The organism is Pedobacter lithocola (assembly GCF_042650845.1).
GTDB classification, from domain to species: Bacteria; Bacteroidota; Bacteroidia; order Sphingobacteriales; family Sphingobacteriaceae; genus Pedobacter; species Pedobacter lithocola.
Map to the genome: position 1 here is coordinate 639,828 of NZ_JBHSBW010000007.1, position 18,092 is coordinate 657,919.

Sequence of the window (18,092 nt, forward strand, 5' to 3'; positions counted from 1 at the left end):
ATGTGTTGTTTTCTTTATAATTTGAATGAAACTAACTATTTTTTCCATTCTCAATCTTAACCTCCGCCTCAACCTACTTCACCACCTGCACCCATTTTCCATCCTGCGTAGCAGAGATATCATTATTATACATCGCCTCGCACTGAACCGCCGATAAATAATATTTCCCTAAATATGAGGCATTTAGCAACACTTTATAAACTAAGCTTTCATTTTCACGAATATTAAAATAGGTGAAAACCCTGTCATCACGAATATCCTGATAAGTAAAAGGCGATGATGCCAAAATACTTTGATTATCATTTACTCTCGTATTGATAATTTCCCATCCCGAAGGGAAAATTTGGGTTAGTGCCATCTGTTCGTAATAGCCCATTCTACCAGGGTTTTTAACTGTAACCTCAGCATAAAAATCAGTGCCTTGTTTTATTGTTGTTGGGTCTAAAGCTTTTCCATTTAAACGTTTGTAAACCACGTTCATATCCAAAACATCAGGTCGGTTTGGTAAGAAATTATTCTGACCAGCAACAGGTTGACCTTCCAAAACCAAACGAACAAACAACACATTATTGCCTTTATTGGTTATTGATGCTGTGTTTCCTTTAAAGCTGACAGCCGTACTGTTTATGTACTGACCAGAATTTACAGGTGCAGATTTCCCATCTAACACATATTGATACTGCAACTTATTTGACGATTGATTGGTGCCACAGAACTTCGCAATAGCCAATAAACTGTAAGCCGTAGTTTGGGTACTATACCAAGTATTTTCACCCAATTTCGCAGCCAAAGGCTGCAATGAACTTGCTGCCTTAGCTTTTTGTCCCAGCAGCGTTAACGTTTCTAAAATCATAGCTTCATCACGAACATCAGAACCATAAGTTCCGCCGAGTTGTTTGTAAGGTTGTATTGAAGTGTCCAATCCGCGAATCATGTTTTGCGCCACATCGTTTTGACCGGCTAACTTATATGCAGCGGCCAAACGCCATTTTGCAGAAACCGACAAATACTCAAAAGCTTTCAATCTGTTCATCGCGGCCATTTCTGGTTTTTTAGCCAGGGCAAGCATGTATAAACGATAAGCTTGGGATAAATCGCCACCATAAAAGTTATTACTATTTGGTGCCCAATTTGCAGCTTTGGTTTTTTGGAAACGCAATAATTCATCTAGTAATCCAACTGGTAAGGTATAACCTGCGTTTTGTGCTTCCACTAAAAAATGACCGCCATAGTTACTTCCCCATTCATCAGCATTTGCATCGCCTGGCCAATAGGCCAATCCACCATCTGTGGTTTGGAAACCTTTCATCCGCGTAATTCCTGCTTTAATATTTTTCTCCGTCATGGCTTTTTGTTGCTCACTTAGCGGACTTAATCTATCCAAATACAATTGAGGAAAAATGCCTGAGGTAGTTTGCTCAATACATCCATGTGGGTATTGAATCAGGTAGCTCAAACGTTTTTTAAGGTTAATCGATGGGATAGATGAAACCTCTAACGTTCCTGAATTTGTGCCATTCATCCCGATAGGAGCATAATTTACCGCCCATTTTTGTCCGGGTTGAACCGTTGCAGAAACCACATTTGTAATGTAAGGATTTGGATTTCGAATGTCCATTTCCACATCATAATCTGTTCTTTCTCGACCACTTTCGGCAATTACTTTCACTTTGGCAATACCAACCGTATTTGGCGCTTTCACCTCGAAATACGCCATCTGCTCGCCGGTTTGTTTATAGTAAAGTTGTTGTTTATTTGTGCCCTGAACAATCAAATTATTGGCCTGAAGTTGTACAGAAACATTCTTTAAATTTTTCTCTGTAGCAAAAACTGTAACTGGCAAAGTAAAGGTTTCACCCGGACCAATTACTCGAGGTAATGTTGCCAAAACCATCAAAGGTTTTTTCACCTGAACGGATTTTTCTGCAAATCCATAAGCAGCATCCTGACCAGCAACAACCATTGCCCGAACAGCACCAATGTATTGTGGCAATTTAAATTTGTGGGTTTTACTTTCGCCCTTACCAATGGTATATGGCCCCATAAATTTTACCACCGCTTTAAATCGGTTTGCTTTAGCTGGATTAAGATTTTTGTTGATGCTACCATCACCACCGATGCTTAAAATGCGTTCTAAATTTCCGCCCCAAGCGCCTAAAACGTAATCAAATAAATCCCAGGTTTTAACACCCAGTCCCTCTCGGGCATAAAATGCACCATGTGGGTCTGGCGTTTTAAAACGGGTTAAATCCAACAATCCCTCATCAACCAAAGCAATGGTATAAGTCATTGCCTTGCCGTTTTGCTCGCCCACGGTAATGGTATTTTCGGTTTCAGGTTTAATTTTATCCAACATTTTTATGGTTGGTTTTAAAATTGTTTGTGGGTCCTCAACAGAAATTGGAATTGCACCATACATTCTGATTGGTAAATCGTTAACCGTTTGTGCGTGAGGTTGTAACAGCGTGATGTTCGCGAAAACATTTGGCGCCATTTCTTTCTCGGCTTTAAATTTATATTGCGTTTGTCCGGCTTCGGTATCAATCCAGAAGGTTTTTAAAACGCGACTGCCATTTTCAATCGAAACCAAAGCTCTACCATTTTTAGCCGTAGGGATGGTTAAAGTAATGTCTTCACCAACGGTAAATTTCTCTTTGTTGGCGGTAAAAGATAACATTGATGCCTCTGTTGGATTTGCGCCTTGCTCACGCTGTGCCCATCCTGGCCAATCTACATAAACCGATTTTCCGGTAACATGCCCACCATTTAAATCACGAACTAGAATTAAATAACGTCCCCATTCTGGTTCATTAACACGTAAATTCCAACTTCCTTTACCGTTTGATAAACTTACCTGATGCGTTTCTACTAGTTTATTGTACTGGTTTTGAGTGAAGTTTGCATAAGTATATTGGTTATCCTGTTCCCACCACCAACGCCATTGCGTTTTGTATAATTCTACCTGAACGGTTTTACTGCCTGATAGCAATTTTCCATCGGTATTTACATTTACAATCTCAATTTTGTGGTCTTTTCCGGTAACCAGCATGCCACTTAATTTATCGCCTTTTTCTGGGCGAACACCTAAATAACTATTGTAAACATGGTACGGAATGCTAAAGTTATCAATACTAAAATTACCACCTGGCTCAAAAACTTTGGTGGTAAAATTCGCTCTTAAAACTCCTGGAGCCGTATTATTTTCATTAAGGTTTGTATTTACTAGTGCGCTACCTGAAGCATTTAATGTGCCCTCGAAGATTGTTTTAACTTGCGATTCGAAGTTAACCGTTGGGTTATCAAAACTATAACCTTCTAAGCCTTTAAACTTTGTTTCAGTGGTGTTGAGGTTGACATCAACTTTAGCTTTTAAATTTTGAGCAGGTGAACCAAAAAGCCATTTTGCCGATAGGGTAGCGGCCGAAGTTCCGACAGTTAAGTAAGGCTTGTTCCCAACATTAAAATCAATTTTTAATCTATTGGGCATTACCGTTTCAATCTTCAAAGTTTTGGTGAAAGTGGCTCCACCAGCTTTTACTTTGGCCATCCAGTTTCCGGTAGGAGCGGTACTTTCTGTAGCGGTTTTAAAAGTATAGAAACCGTTTAATGGTTTGCCATTGATTAAGCGTTTGTATAATTGTCCTTTCGGATTATAGAACTCCATTGTAACCGGATAATTTGCTGGAAGTTTCTTTAATTTATCTTCTAAAACGAAAGAAACAAATAAGCTATCTCCTGGTCGCCATACGCCACGTTCGCCATAAATAAATCCTTTTAACCCACTTTGAACTACATCTCCACCAACATCAAAACGACTTAAAGGCAGCGAACTTCCATCATCTAACTTTAGGTAACCACGTTCAGAACCATTTTTGGCAATCAATAAAAATGGCTGGCGTTTTAAATCAAATCTGGCAAAACCGTCGCCATCTGTTTTGGTAGTGAAAATAGTTTGGCGCTGAAAATCTAACAATTCTAAATTAACTCCGCTTAAAGGTTTTGCAGTTAACAAATCGGTTGCTACAATGAGCATACTGTTATCATTGCCGCGTTTGGCTACCAAGCCAATATTCGATGCAATTAGGTTTCTGCTTGCCCAACGCTGGTTGGTGTAAAACGATGGTGTGCAAGGATTGTCTTTATCATCCCAACGGTAATTATTTGGATAATAATTGTTGTAACGTTGCCAGAAATCGTCATCTTCATCAATTTTTTCGCCATAACTTTCATCTTCACCGTAATAGCTGCTTTCCTCATTATCTTCGCCAGGCTTTTCATCATTTGCTTTACAGTTATAGGCGTTGTATTCTTGTCTGAAAGCGATGGTAACCCGATACATCGCACCAGGTTCGGTGCGAATCATTTTATCTAAATCAAGTGTAAAACGATTCTTTTTATGCAGATTTAACGATTTGTCTTCATCTAATCGGACAGTTTTTTGCAATATAGGCTTTGCCACACGGCGCAACTCATTTCCATCTTTGTAGCTATTGGTTTGAAAAAACTGCGGAATGTTATTTTCGTAAATTTTGATAACCGTAACATCAACAGCTTTTAGGTTGATGGCCTCAAACGGCAATACAAGTTTACCCGAATTTGGCAGAATTGTTCCGGCACCGGCTATGGTTACGGATGGTAATTTATCTTCAAAAACCAAATTGGCCGTTTTGCCGCCTGATAAAGTTTTTCCATTAATGTTTTCTACACCATTATTTACGTTTAAAGTGTAATCGCCTTTTAACTCCTCAGCGGCATAAACTTTTACCTGACTGGCATCTATCGTAAACCTTAAGTCGCTCAAGCTACCTAAAGTAAGTAAGCCGGTTAAATCCTGACCAACACCAATAGGCTCAGAAAACTGTACTAAAGCATAATCTTCTTCACCTTGAATGGCTTTCATATCTAAAATTTCGAACTTATTTAAGGCTGGAATTCTAATTTCTTCTTCGCCTTTTTGTTCAGCATCTATCGCATCTCCATCCCAATTTATTTTTAAAGTTTGGTCAGCTGATTTTTTCTTGATGCTATCGATTGTAAATTTTGAAGTGTTTTTAGCAGGGTTATGTTGCCATTTCACATTTAGTTTTTGGTCGAAATCTAACTCTATAATTTTTTCAATTTTAGCAGTTTCTTCCGCATCAGAGGTTGCAACTTCTCCAGTTAACTTCATATAATCGAGTGAAGTATTGTTCTGCGAAACCAAGCCATTTTGCGATAACATTACACCTGGTGTAATTACTTTAAACTCAAAATCGAAGTCCTCCAAACCTTTTTCTGTTGCAGAAACCTCTGATAATTTAAAAGTGGCCTCGTATTCTTTTCCTGGTTTTAATGTTTCATCCGGACGAAATTCTACAGTTTGTGGGTCAATCCAATAGGTTTTACCAGAAATAGATGGTGAAAAGTCAAATAGTTCACACGAATCTGCCTTGCCTAAATCTTGCATTCCGGTTGCGGCATTAGCCAAATGAACGCGAATAAAACTCTTTTTGGAGATGGTTCCGGAAGTATACGCCTCGATGTATTTTGCATAGGCTTGGTTATCCTCATTCGATTTCTTTTTATGTCGGAAATAAATGAAAAGAATAGCCGCAATTGAAACGACAAGCAAGCCAATAAAAATAAATTTCTTTTTGGATGATGAGTGATAAGTAGATGGTTGTTCCATTTATTGAGATTCTAATTAGATGTCATTTATAATTTATCTGTTGTGAATTTCTACCAGCGGATTTAGAGCTTGAATGATTTCCATCACATTAAATTAAGTCAATATTAAATTGATGAAAATTAACTAAAATTCTTATCAAAATAATTTATGTTGAAAAATAACGGTTTTGGTTTGTTCCTTTAATTCGATTTAGATAAGTTTACGCTATTAACCCAAATCTGCCCGATATGATTAAGAAACTTTTAATTTTTGTAAGCCTTTTAACCATCGCTAATTTCACTTTCGCACAAAAACCAGCGGTAGAAAATGCGGTAAACCAACTTGTCAAATTGATGGTTTCTCCCGATAGTTTAGCCTTAGATAAATTGATTTTAAACGACTTAAGTTATGGTCATTCGAGTGGGAAGGTACAATCCAAGCAAGAATTTATGCATTCGCTGTTGTCTTCAGAATCTGATTTTGTAGATATAAACCTAAGCGACCAAACGGTAGTTGTTCAAAACAAAACAGCTTTGGTTCGCCACATTTTAAATGCAAAAACCAATGATAAAAATGTACCTGGAAATGTGAAGTTGTATATTTTACTTATTTGGAGCAAAGAAAAGGGAGGATGGAAGTTGCTTGGCAGACAAGCGGTTAAGGCGATTTAGATTGGTTCATTTGTATCATTAGTTCATTAGTCATTTGTATATTATGCCTAATCTTGTCTCTAATGTATTAAGCAGAGATGATGAGTTTAGTTCTTAACTTTTTGAGCTTGAAAAAATCATCCTAATGAACAAATGACTAATTAACATTTTATTTTATCATAACGCCTGGTCTGTTAACTAGCGGAATTTTAATTAGATTGGTATCAATAATACTTTCTGGTAGGAAGATGAATTTCTTATCGTAAATCGTGGTACCGATATAATAACTTAGCCAGTATTCGTTTGTTAAACCAAAAACTTCAGGGTCAATTGCCTCAACACCTTTAAAATCCTGAGCATTCATATCACCAATGAAATGCCTTAACACAGAGGTTTTAACTTGCTTGCCATCTTTTTCACCATAACCTTTCGAGCTGATTAAAACATTTGTTATCGGCTCGTTTTTAAGGTTCACGAGATAAACAGTCCAGTTTTTTACTTCTGGTGTTTCGCTCATGAGTACAACGGCCATCGCGATATCTTCAACTGTATTTTCTGGTAAATCCGCTTTCAAGTTTTAAATAATTGAATTAGTGAATAATAGATTGAGAAAATTAGCTCTGGATGAAGCTTTGATATCTAAATTACTAGATGATCAATGACATCTTGGTAATCCTAAAATCCTTAAATCCTGGTCAGAATCGCTTTATCCTGGACTATTTTTTCTTCGCCGCTACTGCTTTCTTCGCCACAGCCTTCTTTTTCGCTGGTGCTTTTTTCTTTGTTTCGAATGCCTTTGGAACCTGCTCTACAATCATTTTTTTAATCACTTCCAAATCCACATCGGCTAATTCTTCAGGTGTATATTTTTGTTTGGTTTTTTCGTTATACCTCAATTTTAGCATCAATTTACCGAAACGAATGAACGGTCCCCAGCGACCATTTTCGATAGAGATTTTCTCTTCATCCCAGGTTTTAATAAATCTATTGGCCTCTTTTTCAACTTTTTTACCAATTAAAGTATCAATATCTTCCTGAGATAAATTATCGAAATCGTAGCCTTTAGCCGGAATATTGATAAATAAATCATTCCATTTAATAAACGGACCGAATCTACCTTTACCTTTCGTAACACCTAAGCCTTGATAATGAGCAATAGGAGCGTCATCATCCATTTTTTGTTTAATAATTTCTACTGCTCTTTCATAAGTAACCGCTAAAGGCTCTTCATTTTTAGGCAGAGAAATAAAACTTTCGCCCCACTTTACATAAGGACCAAAGCGACCAACGCCAACCATCACTTCCTTGCCTTCATAATCTGGTAAAGAAAAAGGAAGTTTAAACAACTCGAGAGCATCTTCCAGTTGAATGGTAGCAACAGATTGATTACGCATTAAACTGGCATAACGAGGTTTCTCTTCCTCATCAAGCTCGCCAATTTGTACCAGCGGACCGAATTTACCAACTTTGGTGTAAACGTTTTTTCCCGTTGCCGGGTCTAAACCCAGCAAACGTTCTCCTGTAGCACGTTCGGCAGTTTCTAAAGTCGTTTCTACTTCTGCATGAAATGGGTTATAAAATGAGTGCAACATTTTGGTCCACTCTTGCAAACCTTGCGCAATCTCATCAAATTCTTTCTCCACCTTAGCGGTGAAATTAAAATCAACAATTCCTTTAAAATGCTCAACTAAAAAATCATTCACCACTTCACCAATATCTGTAGGGAAAAGTTTTTGCTTTTCGGCGCCAGAAATTTCCGTTTTTATATCTTTTTTAACTGTTCCGTTAGCTAAAACAATGGCAGTAAATTTACGTGGTTTACCGTCTCTATCTTCTTTAACCACATATCCACGATTTTGAACCGTAGAGATGGTTGGAGCATAAGTAGAAGGGCGGCCAATGCCCAATTCTTCTAACTTTTTAACTAAACTGGCCTCTGTATATCTTGCCGGCGGACGAGAATAACGTTCCGTTGCCTGCATTTCATTTAAAAATAATTCTTGTCCTTTTGCTAAGGGCGGTAGGATAGAACCGCCTTCTTTTTCTTCGCCTTCTTCTTCATCTGTTGATTCTAAATAAACTTTCAAAAAACCATCAAATTTCAAAACTTCGCCCTCCGCAACTAAATGTTCTTTACGGGCTGACGCAGTGATTTGAGCAGTTGTTTTTTCAAATAAAGCCTCGCTCATTTGCGATGCAATAGAACGTTTCCAGATTAAGTCGTACAGTCGTTTTTCCGAAATATCGCCATCAACTGTATGCCTGTCGAAATAAGTAGGGCGAATGGCTTCGTGAGCTTCCTGCGCACCAGCAGATTTAGTTCTGTAAACCCTTTGATGATGGTATTTATCGCCATAAGCTGATTTAATTTCTGCAGCTGCAGCGTTTAAAGCGGTTTCCGATAAATTTACCGAATCCGTTCTCATATAGGTAATCTTTCCAGCTTCATATAACCTTTGAGCAACCTGCATGGTTCTCGCAACCGGGAAACCCAATTTGCGTGAAGCTTCTTGCTGTAAAGTTGAAGTTGTAAATGGTGCAGCCGGATTACGTTTTGCTGGTTTAGTTTCTAAACTTGTAATATCAAACTTTGCATTTGCACAATCCTGAAGAAATTTTTCTGCATCAATTTCGCTATCGAAACGTTGCGGTAATTCTGCTTTTACAATTTCTCTTCCTTTTCCGGTAGAAAATTGTGCCGTTATTTTATAAGCAGCTGCAGCATTAAATTGCTGTACTTCTCTTTCTCTATCAACAATTAAACGAACCGCAACAGATTGTACTCGACCTGCAGAAAGCGATGGTTTTACTTTTTTCCATAAAACTGGAGAGAGCTCAAAACCCACTAATCTATCTAAAACACGGCGAGCTTGTTGTGCATTAACTAAATTATAATCTATATCTCTCGGACTATCAATCGCTTTTAGAATTGCTGGTTTTGTAATTTCATGGAAAACAATACGTTTTGTTTTTTCTGCTTTAAGTCCTAAAGTTTCGAATAAATGCCAAGAAATGGCTTCTCCTTCGCGGTCTTCATCGGAGGCTAGCCATACCATTTCGGCTTCCTTCGCTAGTTTTTTCAATTCGGCAACCATGCTTTTTTTATCAGCTGGCACCTCATAGGTTTGGGCGAAATTGTTCTTAATATCGATGGCCATATCGCCTTTTGCCAAATCCCGAATGTGGCCATAGCTAGATTTCACAAGGAAATCTTTTCCTAAATAGCCCTCTATGGTTTTTGCTTTTGCGGGTGACTCGACGATTAATAAGTTTTTAGCCATGAAATACGATTTTGTGCAAATAAAGCTATAATTAAAGTATAAATCCAAACATGATTAAAATTTAATACATATTTTTTATTTCAATTTTGAATAATCGAGGTAGTTTTTTGAATAGTAGGATATATTTTCGCCCTCGCTTTTAGATGTATTGTTATAGATTAAAGATTGAAATAAATAATTAAACGGAAAGCATTTGAAGTTTTCTTTTGTATGTCAGTCCCGCTTTTCGTTACAATCTTTTTCTAACTTCTTTCGGTAAATGTAAAAATGTTTTATTTCATCGCTTGGATTGATGCACAAGGCTTGGGCTGCTAAATTAAAATCGCTTGATATATTTAAATCAGTTTGATTTTTTTTGGAAATGAAAGGTCAGTATCTTTTGGCGGTCTTCAGTCCCGCTTTGCATTACAAGCCCAATGAAAAATTGGGGCTTTTCATTTTAATCGGGTTTATGAACAATGGTTTGTGCATTTCGCAACCCCATAAAATGAAACACTACATGGCAAAATAGCCCTGGTTGAAGCGAACACGAAGCAACATCCATTTCGGCTGTTAGCGATTAAAGCGTAAAACGGGAACCAATTTAGTTTCTTGCACAAGCCCTGCGCTGCTAAATTATAGAACGCCTGGAATATTTTAAACCATTTGACAATGAATTGGAAATGAAAAGGCACTACCTTTTGACGGTCTTTAGTCCCGCTTTGCATTACGAGTCCGATGAAGAATTTGGGCTTTTCATTGCAATCGAGTTTAATAGCATGATGGCAAATTAACCAGTCCGTTGGTTGAAACTAACGACAATCAAATGAATGGTGGAAATATCTAGGTGTTGTTGTTTCTATAGAAAGAATGTATATAAAAGTAATATCTCCATATATCTTAGATGTGAGCATAGCAATTTGACTTCAGAAATAATTCTACTTTGCTATTCATTGTCGTTGGCTTTAGCCAACGCATGAATAAAAGAAACTTATAATAAAACCTGCGGTTTGAAATACTAAACTCAATTTTTAAACCCGATTGTACGGATGCCATTTTTCATGGCAGGAGGGAAAGCGGGGCTACTGAAAGCGAAAAGCTACTAACTTTCATTTCCAAATTTTTTTTAAAAAATATCAAATATCAATTCTCTATTAAGCGGCCCTCTGCAAGTTATTTTTAATGAATCTTCGATAAACTCAGACTTACAAATAGAAAAAAACAAGTCTTATTTCTATCTCTCATTTTATATTTTACATCAACCTTACGTTTGCGAAAACTATTTGTGCCTATATTCGTATATAAAAATAAAAAGCAATGATAAACACTATCCTTATTCTATTAAACTTTTTGGTTCCAAACCCACCAAAAAACGTTTACGATTTTAGCTTTAAAACCATCGATGGCAAAGAAGTAAAGCTATCTAAATTTAAAGGCAAAAAAATTATGATTGTTAATACCGCTTCTAAATGTGGCTTTACGCCACAATATGAAGATTTAGAGAAACTTCAAAAGCAATACGGTAAAAAAGTGGTTTTAATCGGATTCCCAGCAGGTAATTTTGGTGGACAAGAGTTTTCTACCAATGCAGAAATTAAAGAATTTTGCACAGGAAAATATAACGTTTCTTTCTTAATGGCAGAAAAAACAAGTGTTAAAGGCGATGATATTAGTCCGCTTTTTAAATACTTAACTACGCAGCCAGGTACAGAAGAACAAGGCGATATTAAATGGAACTTTGAAAAATTCTTAATTAACGAAAAAGGAGAGTTGGTACACCGTTTCCGTTCTAAAACAAAGCCTATGGATGAGGCAATTGTAAAAAACCTTTAAATAGATGGAAGATGGGGAAGGTGGAATGGAAAATGTGAGATGTAAAATGGAATGACTTTGTACATCTAAAATTAGAATTGAAGATAAAATATATGATGGGAAATGGAAAATGGAAAATGTGAGATGGAAAATGGAATGACTTTGTACATCTAAAATTGGAATTGAAGGTAAAATGGGAAATTAAATTTCCCATTTTACCTTTTTTTATAGTTCAACAGCTTAACGTATTAAGGCTTTAAGGAATTGCCAAGCTCCATCTTCCATCTTACATCATCCCTTTTCCATCCTAAACTAGCTTTTCTCTAATACACTTCTCCAAACTGCAGCGCTTAAAGTTGCGCCAACTATTGGTGCTGCTATAAACATCCAAACTTGTTTTAATGCTTCGCCACCTGCTAATATTGCAGGGCCAATACTACGTGCTGGATTAACGGAAACACCTGTAATTTTAATACCTACAATATGAATTAAAACGAGTGAAAGCCCGATGGCTAAACCTGCAAAACCGCCATTGATGTTTTTGGTAGATGTAGAGCCGAAAATTACCAATAAGAATATAAAAGTAAAAATAGCTTCGGCAATAAATGCCGCTGTACCGTTGTATTCGCCTAAATAGCCTTTTCCCCATCCGTTAGAACCTAATGCCCATTCTTTCATTTCGAAAATAGCTTGGTTACTTACAATTAAATAAAGTAATCCGGCACCTGCAATTGCACCTAAAGTTTGTGCTATAATATAATAGGCTGCTTCTGCTGCTTTCATTCTGCCAGCTACAACCATACCTACAGAAATTGCTGGATTAATGTGGCAACCTGAAATGTGCCCGATTGCATAAGCCATTGCAACAACCGATAAGCCGAAGGCAAAGGATATCCCGAGCAAACCTACGCCTGTTGTGCCATCGGCACCCGCAATTACTGCACTACCGCAACCCATTAAAACCAATACCAATGTGCCAAGGAACTCGGCTGTGAATTTTGCGAACTTTGTTGTTTCCATATAATTAATTGTTAAATTTTTTAAACTCAAAAATTATAGGGACGATGATTGTTCAAAGTAAAGCAAAAATAATTACATGGTATAGCTTGTTGGAATATTGGTTACAATAAAGATTTATTTTGCAAATTTTAACGGGAAGGTTTATTGTATAAAATACAGTGCAAATCGTTTTAGGCAAATGTGTTTTATTATAGCATTTACAATTCGATCAAATCGGAAGGAGATAAAAGATTGAAAGTAATAAGGAAATGAAAATTGAGATTTTAAACTAAAAATCCTCCACCAAGTAAATCATTGCCTTCATAAAAAACAGCTGATTGCCCTGGTGCAATCGCAGAAACGTTATGATCAAATACCACCCGCATTCTATCTTTTTCCTGAACAATGGTACTCAACATACCGGCATCTTTATAACGAATTTTGGTAATAACATCATTCATTGGTTCTTCAATACTAGCGTATTTAACCAAATTAATATTACGAACCATTGCTTCACGGCGTTCCAATTCATCGGCTTTGCCTAAAACAACGGTATTGCTTTCTGGTAAAATTTGCGTAACAAACATTGGTTCGCCAAAGGCAATGCCCAAACCTTTACGCTGCCCGATGGTGTAAAATGGGTAACCTTTGTGTTGGCCAACAATCATTCCATTACTTAATATGAAGTTTCCTCCAGCAACACGGTCTTCTAAATCTTCAACTTTATGTTTTAAAAATGCCCGGTAATCGTTATCCGGCACAAAGCAAATTTCATAACTTTCAGATTTTTTAGCAAGCTCTTCTTGACCCATATCCAAAGCCATTTGTCTGATTTCGGACTTCGCAAAACTACCTAGAGGAAATTTTGTACGGGAAAGGTTTTCTTGCGAAACGCCCCAAAGTACGTAGGATTGGTCTTTATTCTCATCTTTACCTTTTGAAATAACGTAACGACCGCTGTCTTGCTGGCGAATATTAGCATAATGACCCGTTGCAATAAATTCGCAATCTAGTTTATTGGCACGTTTTAATAATGCTTCCCACTTAATGTGTGTGTTACATAAAACACAAGGATTTGGTGTTCTGCCAGCCAGGTATTCATCAACAAAGTTATCTATAACATAGTCGCCGAATTCGTCACGAATATCTAATATGTAATGTGGAAAGCCATAATTTACGGCAAGAGTACGGGCATCATTAATGCTATCTAAGGAGCAACATCCTGTTTCTTTGCTACTTCCGCCTGCTGATGCATAATCCCAGGTCTTCATGGTTAAACCGATAACCTCATATCCTTGTTCGTGCAACATCACTGCCGCTACAGAACTATCAACCCCGCCACTCATGGCTACCAGAATTCTACCGTGTTTACTCATTTTTAAACTATTGGCTGCAAAAATAAGGTTTATTTACATTAAATTTTTTTAAGCAGGTCAATTGCTTGTAAAAAGCAGTTCAGTAACTTTATTAAATGCAGGTTGTTGAGTAGAATAAGCGGTAATTAGAAATTGAAAAAATCTTATTTGAGATAGATTTAACAGATATTAAAAGTTTCTTAACTATAAAATACCTTTAGAAATGCAAGCATGACTATGTAGATTTTGCTTTATTTTCAAAGGGAATTGCCAATGTATTTTTTATGTTGGTTAAACGATTTAGTTAAAGTTAGTATGCAGATTTACATTTTAATTAATACCTTAGAATTTTTAAAAAATACCAAACTCAATTTCATATAAAATGATGAAAAATGTCATCCTGTCTTGTTTTTTGTTATCTGCATTTGCGGCATCAGCACAGCAGAATTTGGTTCAGTATGTTAAACCAATTATTGGCACATCCAAAATGGGGCATACCTATCCTGGAGCAACAGTTCCATTTGGTGCGGTACAACTAAGCCCTGAAACCGATACGCTATCATACGAAGTAAATGGAAAATATAATGGCGACGTTTACAAATATTGCGCAGGTTATAAATATGAAGATAAAACCATTACAGGATTTAGCCATACACATTTTAGTGGTACTGGTCATTCTGATTTGGGTGATTTTCTAATCATGCCAACCCAAGGTAACTTGCAATTAAATCCTGGAACTGCTTCCAATCCTAAATCTGGTTATCGCTCTGCTTTTTCTCATGATAATGAAGTTGCTGAAGCAGGTTATTACAAAGTTAAACTTGATGACGATAATATAACGGCAGAAATGACTGCGACCACCAGGGTTGGGATGCATCAGTACACTTTTCCAAAGTCCGATCAATCGCATATCATTTTAGATTTGATGGCAGGTATTTATAATTATGAAGAAAAAACCGTTTGGACTTATGTGCGTGTAGTAAATGATACATTAGTTACCGGTTATCGCCAAACTAACGGATGGGCAAGAACCAGAACGGTTTATTTTGCAATGAGTTTTTCAAAGCCATTTAAAAGTTATGGTCGTAAAAGTTATGATGCCAAACAAGCTTACCGAGGTTTTTGGGGTAAATTTAATCAGGATAAAAACTTCCCCGAAATTGCTGGTAAGAAACTCAAAATGTATTTCGATTTTGATACTAAAGAAGGCGAGCAAGTTAAAATAAAATTTGCCCTATCACCAGTTAGTCAAGAAAATGCTTTGCAGAACATGCGGACGGAAATTACAGGTTGGGACTTTGATAAGGTTAAAAAACTGGCTCAGTCTGCATGGAATAAAGAATTAAATAAAATTCAGGTAACAACTTCTACAAATAATAAGACTAATTTTTACACTGCGCTTTATCACGCTTTTATCAACCCAACTACTTATACCGATGTTAATGGAGAATACAAAGGTTTAGACCAAGGCATACATAAAGCCGATGGATTTACCAATTACACTACATTTTCACTATGGGATACTTACCGGGCATTACACCCTTTCTTCAACATTATGCAACCAGGGAGAAGTAATGATATGGTAAAATCGATGATGGCACATTACGACCAGAGCAGTTTACAAATGCTTCCAATATGGTCGCACTATGCAAACGATAACTGGTGCATGAGCGGTTACCATAGCGTTTCGGTTATTGCTGATGCGATTATTAAAGGAACTTATAATGGTGATGCAAATAAGGCTTTGGATGCTTGCATTACAACATCAAAGCATCGTGATTATGAAGGCATTGGCTATTATATGGATTTAGGCTACATTCCAGCCGAAAAAAGCGGCGTTTCAGTTTCGAACAATCTAGAATATTCTTATGATGATTGGGCAATTGCTCAGCTCGCAAAGAAACTAAATCGTACTGATGTTTATAATGAATTTATAAAACGATCTAATAACTGGAGAAATAATTGGGATAAAGCATCAGGATTTATGCGACCAAAAATGGCTGATGGAACTTTTAAGAAAGCATTCGACCCAAAAGATACAGAAGGCCAGGGTTTTATAGAAGGTAATAGCTGGAATTATAGTTTCTTCGTTCCTCACGACCCGGCTGCATTGATTGAGGTGATGGGTGGAAAAGCAAAATTTACTGCTCGCTTGGATACGCTTTTTACCATGCATTTACCTGATGAGTTTTTTGCCCACACAGAAGATATCACAAGGGAAGGTATTATTGGCGGCTACGTTCATGGTAATGAACCGGCACATCATATTGCCTATTTCTATAACTGGACAGATCAACCATGGAAAACTCAGGCACAAGTACGCCACATTTTAAATATGCAATATAAACCTACAGCCGATGGATTGGGTGGAAATGATGACTGTGGACAAATGAGCGCCTGGTATATGTTCTCATCATTAGGCTTTTATCCGGTTTCACCAGGTTCTGACGTTTACTCACTCGGCAGTCCGTTGGTAAATAACGCAGTTTTAAATTTAGAGAACGGAAAAACGTTCACCGTTGAAGCGATTAAGCAAAGCGATAAAAATGTTTATGTAGAAAAGGTATTGCTAAATGGAAAAGAAATCAGCAATCATCAAATAAAACATGCTGATATTACCAACGGTGGAAAATTAACTTTTTACATGTCTGCAAAACCGAAAAAATAAAATTTAAATTAACAATTTGCATTTGATAATGGATTTTAAGCTTCAATTTTAATTACCGAATCTTTAAATTCATTACCACATGTATTTACTAAAACTAACCAAATTCACATGATCTATATAATATCAAGTTGCGGATATTACTTCTTAGATTATAATAACATTATCAAAATTAATTATGAAAAGGAGAACATTTATTCAAAATACAAGTATGCTGGGTGCGGGTGTTGTAGCTTCAAAATTTTCTTTCGCTGCAGATTTAGTTCCTGAATTTCCTGTAGTCAGAGTTGCCGAAAGTAAAAGACATTTTAAAAGCAAAGCAGTAGATAATGCGATTAAAACATTTCAAAATAATGTTAAAAACCCTGAATTAAACTGGCTTTTTGAAAACTGTTTCCCAAACACTTTAGATACAACTGTTTACCACACCGACAAAAATGGTCGCCCAGATACGTATGTTATTACAGGTGATATTGATGCCATGTGGCTTCGTGATAGTTCTGCGCAGGTTTGGCCTTATTTACAGTTTGTAAATGAAGATGAGCCTTTAAAAAAACTGATTGCTGGTGTTATTATTCATCAAACGCAATGTGTAATAAAAGATCCGTTTGCAAATGCTTTTTATGGAGATGCGAATAAAGTAGGAGAGTGGAAAACGGATAAAACAGCAATGCAACCTGGTGTGCATGAGCGTAAATGGGAAATTGATTCTCTGTGCTATCCGATTAGATTAGCTTACCATTACTGGAAAAAAACCGGTGATAAAATGCCTTTCGATGCAGATTGGAAAAAGGGTATTGAAAGTACGCTAAATACCTTTAAAGATCAGCAAAGAAAAACATCAAAAGGTGCTTACCATTTTCAAAGAGAAACCACACAACCTACAGATAGTTTGCCTATGGCGGGTTATGGTTTTCCGGTAAATCCTGTTGGGTTAATTTGCTCGGCATTTCGCCCAAGTGATGATGCTACTATATTTCCATTTTTAATTCCATCAAATTTTTTCGCTGTAACCAGTTTAAGGCAAGCGGCAGAAATGGTAAAGGCTTTGCAGCCTGATGCAGCTTTACAAAGTAATTTGTTAAACCTTGCTGATGAAGTTAACGCAGCAATTCAAAAGCATGCCATCGTAAATCATCCGAAATATGGTAAAATTTATGCTTTTGAAGTTGATGGTTTCGGAAGCTCGTATTTAATGGACGATTCAAATGTACCAAGTTTGCTGGCATTACCGTATTTGGGCGCAGTAAAGCTATCAGATCCAATATATCAAAACACCCGCAAATTTGCGCTTTCGTTAGATAATCCGTATTTCTTTAAAGGTAGTGCAGCTGAGGGAATTGGCGGACCGCATGCTGGTCAGGATATGATTTGGCCAATGAGTATTACCATGAGGGCTTTAACTTCTACCGATGATAAAGAGATAAAAAGTTGTATAGAAACTTTGCAAAAAACACATGCTGGTAAAGGCTTTATGCATGAATCATTTAATAAAAACGACCCGGCAAAATTTACCAGGGCTTGGTTTGCATGGTCGAACACTTTATTTGGGGAGTTGCTGTGGCGAACCTATCACGAAAAACCCGCTTTATTAAAAGCTTAATTGTTAGGCTCGCTTCGATAATTCGGAACGGGTCTTTTTCAAATAACAAAGCTGTATCACAATCTAAAAAATTTAGAAATTATCATACAGCTTTGTTTTAC

9 protein-coding genes are annotated in these 18,092 nt (G+C 36.9%); 4 read left to right on the plus strand and 5 right to left on the minus strand.

Features of this window, described 5'->3' with window-relative positions:
• Positions 1-73 precede the first annotated feature (73 nt).
• On the minus strand, positions 74-5,668 hold the full coding sequence (locus ACFOWA_RS05100; protein WP_378982424.1) for an alpha-2-macroglobulin family protein: 5,595 nt from the start codon (positions 5,666-5,668) through the stop codon (positions 74-76).
• Between the two features lie 227 nt (positions 5,669-5,895).
• On the opposite strand from ACFOWA_RS05100, the gene ACFOWA_RS05105 reads away from it, so the two are divergent.
• Positions 5,896-6,318, plus strand: a complete 423-nt coding sequence (locus ACFOWA_RS05105) for a nuclear transport factor 2 family protein (protein ID WP_378982426.1) — start codon at positions 5,896-5,898, stop codon at positions 6,316-6,318.
• 148 nt (positions 6,319-6,466) lie between these two features.
• On the opposite strand, the gene ACFOWA_RS05110 is transcribed toward ACFOWA_RS05105, so the two are convergent.
• Positions 6,467-6,871, minus strand: coding sequence for a hypothetical protein (locus tag ACFOWA_RS05110; RefSeq protein WP_123206322.1), 405 nt, complete (start codon positions 6,869-6,871; stop codon positions 6,467-6,469).
• A 142-nt stretch (positions 6,872-7,013) separates the two neighbouring features.
• Complete coding sequence (gene topA / locus ACFOWA_RS05115) at positions 7,014-9,578, minus strand: type I DNA topoisomerase (RefSeq protein WP_378982428.1); 2,565 nt, start codon at positions 9,576-9,578, stop codon at positions 7,014-7,016.
• 1,296 nt (positions 9,579-10,874) lie between these two features.
• Between topA and ACFOWA_RS05120 the strand changes: the two genes are divergently transcribed.
• On the plus strand, positions 10,875-11,390 hold the full coding sequence (locus ACFOWA_RS05120; RefSeq protein ID WP_378982430.1) for a glutathione peroxidase: 516 nt from the start codon (positions 10,875-10,877) through the stop codon (positions 11,388-11,390).
• A gap of 291 nt (positions 11,391-11,681) precedes the next feature.
• Here ACFOWA_RS05120 and aqpZ read toward each other — a convergent pair whose 3' ends face one another.
• Together aqpZ and mnmA are read right to left on the minus strand one after the other, a co-directional pair.
• Complete coding sequence (gene aqpZ, locus ACFOWA_RS05125; RefSeq protein ID WP_378982432.1) at positions 11,682-12,389, minus strand: aquaporin Z; 708 nt, start codon at positions 12,387-12,389, stop codon at positions 11,682-11,684.
• A gap of 263 nt (positions 12,390-12,652) precedes the next feature.
• On the minus strand, positions 12,653-13,744 hold the full coding sequence (gene mnmA, locus ACFOWA_RS05130; RefSeq protein WP_378982434.1) for a tRNA 2-thiouridine(34) synthase MnmA: 1,092 nt from the start codon (positions 13,742-13,744) through the stop codon (positions 12,653-12,655).
• Positions 13,745-14,108: 364 nt separating this feature from the next.
• Here mnmA and ACFOWA_RS05135 point away from each other — a divergent pair, with 364 nt between their 5' ends.
• Both ACFOWA_RS05135 and ACFOWA_RS05140 read left to right on the plus strand, forming a co-directional pair.
• Positions 14,109-16,391, plus strand: a complete 2,283-nt coding sequence (locus ACFOWA_RS05135) for a GH92 family glycosyl hydrolase (RefSeq protein WP_378984124.1) — start codon at positions 14,109-14,111, stop codon at positions 16,389-16,391.
• Between the two features lie 175 nt (positions 16,392-16,566).
• A complete protein-coding gene (locus ACFOWA_RS05140) occupies positions 16,567-17,991 on the plus strand; it encodes a glycoside hydrolase family 125 protein (RefSeq protein WP_378982436.1) in 1,425 nt (474 codons plus the stop codon).
• Positions 17,992-18,092 lie beyond the last annotated feature (101 nt).

What these genes read in the sequence shown, in the direction of transcription:
- ACFOWA_RS05100 (WP_378982424.1), bottom strand. Translation starts at nt 5,668, where the DNA reads ATGGAACAACCATCTACTTATCACTCATCATCCAAAAAGAAATTTATT.
- ACFOWA_RS05105 (WP_378982426.1), top strand. Translation starts at nt 5,896, where the DNA reads ATGATTAAGAAACTTTTAATTTTTGTAAGCCTTTTAACCATCGCTAAT.
- topA (WP_378982428.1), bottom strand. Translation starts at nt 9,578, where the DNA reads ATGGCTAAAAACTTATTAATCGTCGAGTCACCCGCAAAAGCAAAAACC.
- ACFOWA_RS05120 (WP_378982430.1), top strand. Translation starts at nt 10,875, where the DNA reads ATGATAAACACTATCCTTATTCTATTAAACTTTTTGGTTCCAAACCCA.
- aqpZ (WP_378982432.1), bottom strand. Translation starts at nt 12,389, where the DNA reads ATGGAAACAACAAAGTTCGCAAAATTCACAGCCGAGTTCCTTGGCACA.
- mnmA (WP_378982434.1), bottom strand. Translation starts at nt 13,744, where the DNA reads ATGAGTAAACACGGTAGAATTCTGGTAGCCATGAGTGGCGGGGTTGAT.
- ACFOWA_RS05135 (WP_378984124.1), top strand. Translation starts at nt 14,109, where the DNA reads ATGAAAAATGTCATCCTGTCTTGTTTTTTGTTATCTGCATTTGCGGCA.
- ACFOWA_RS05140 (WP_378982436.1), top strand. Translation starts at nt 16,567, where the DNA reads ATGAAAAGGAGAACATTTATTCAAAATACAAGTATGCTGGGTGCGGGT.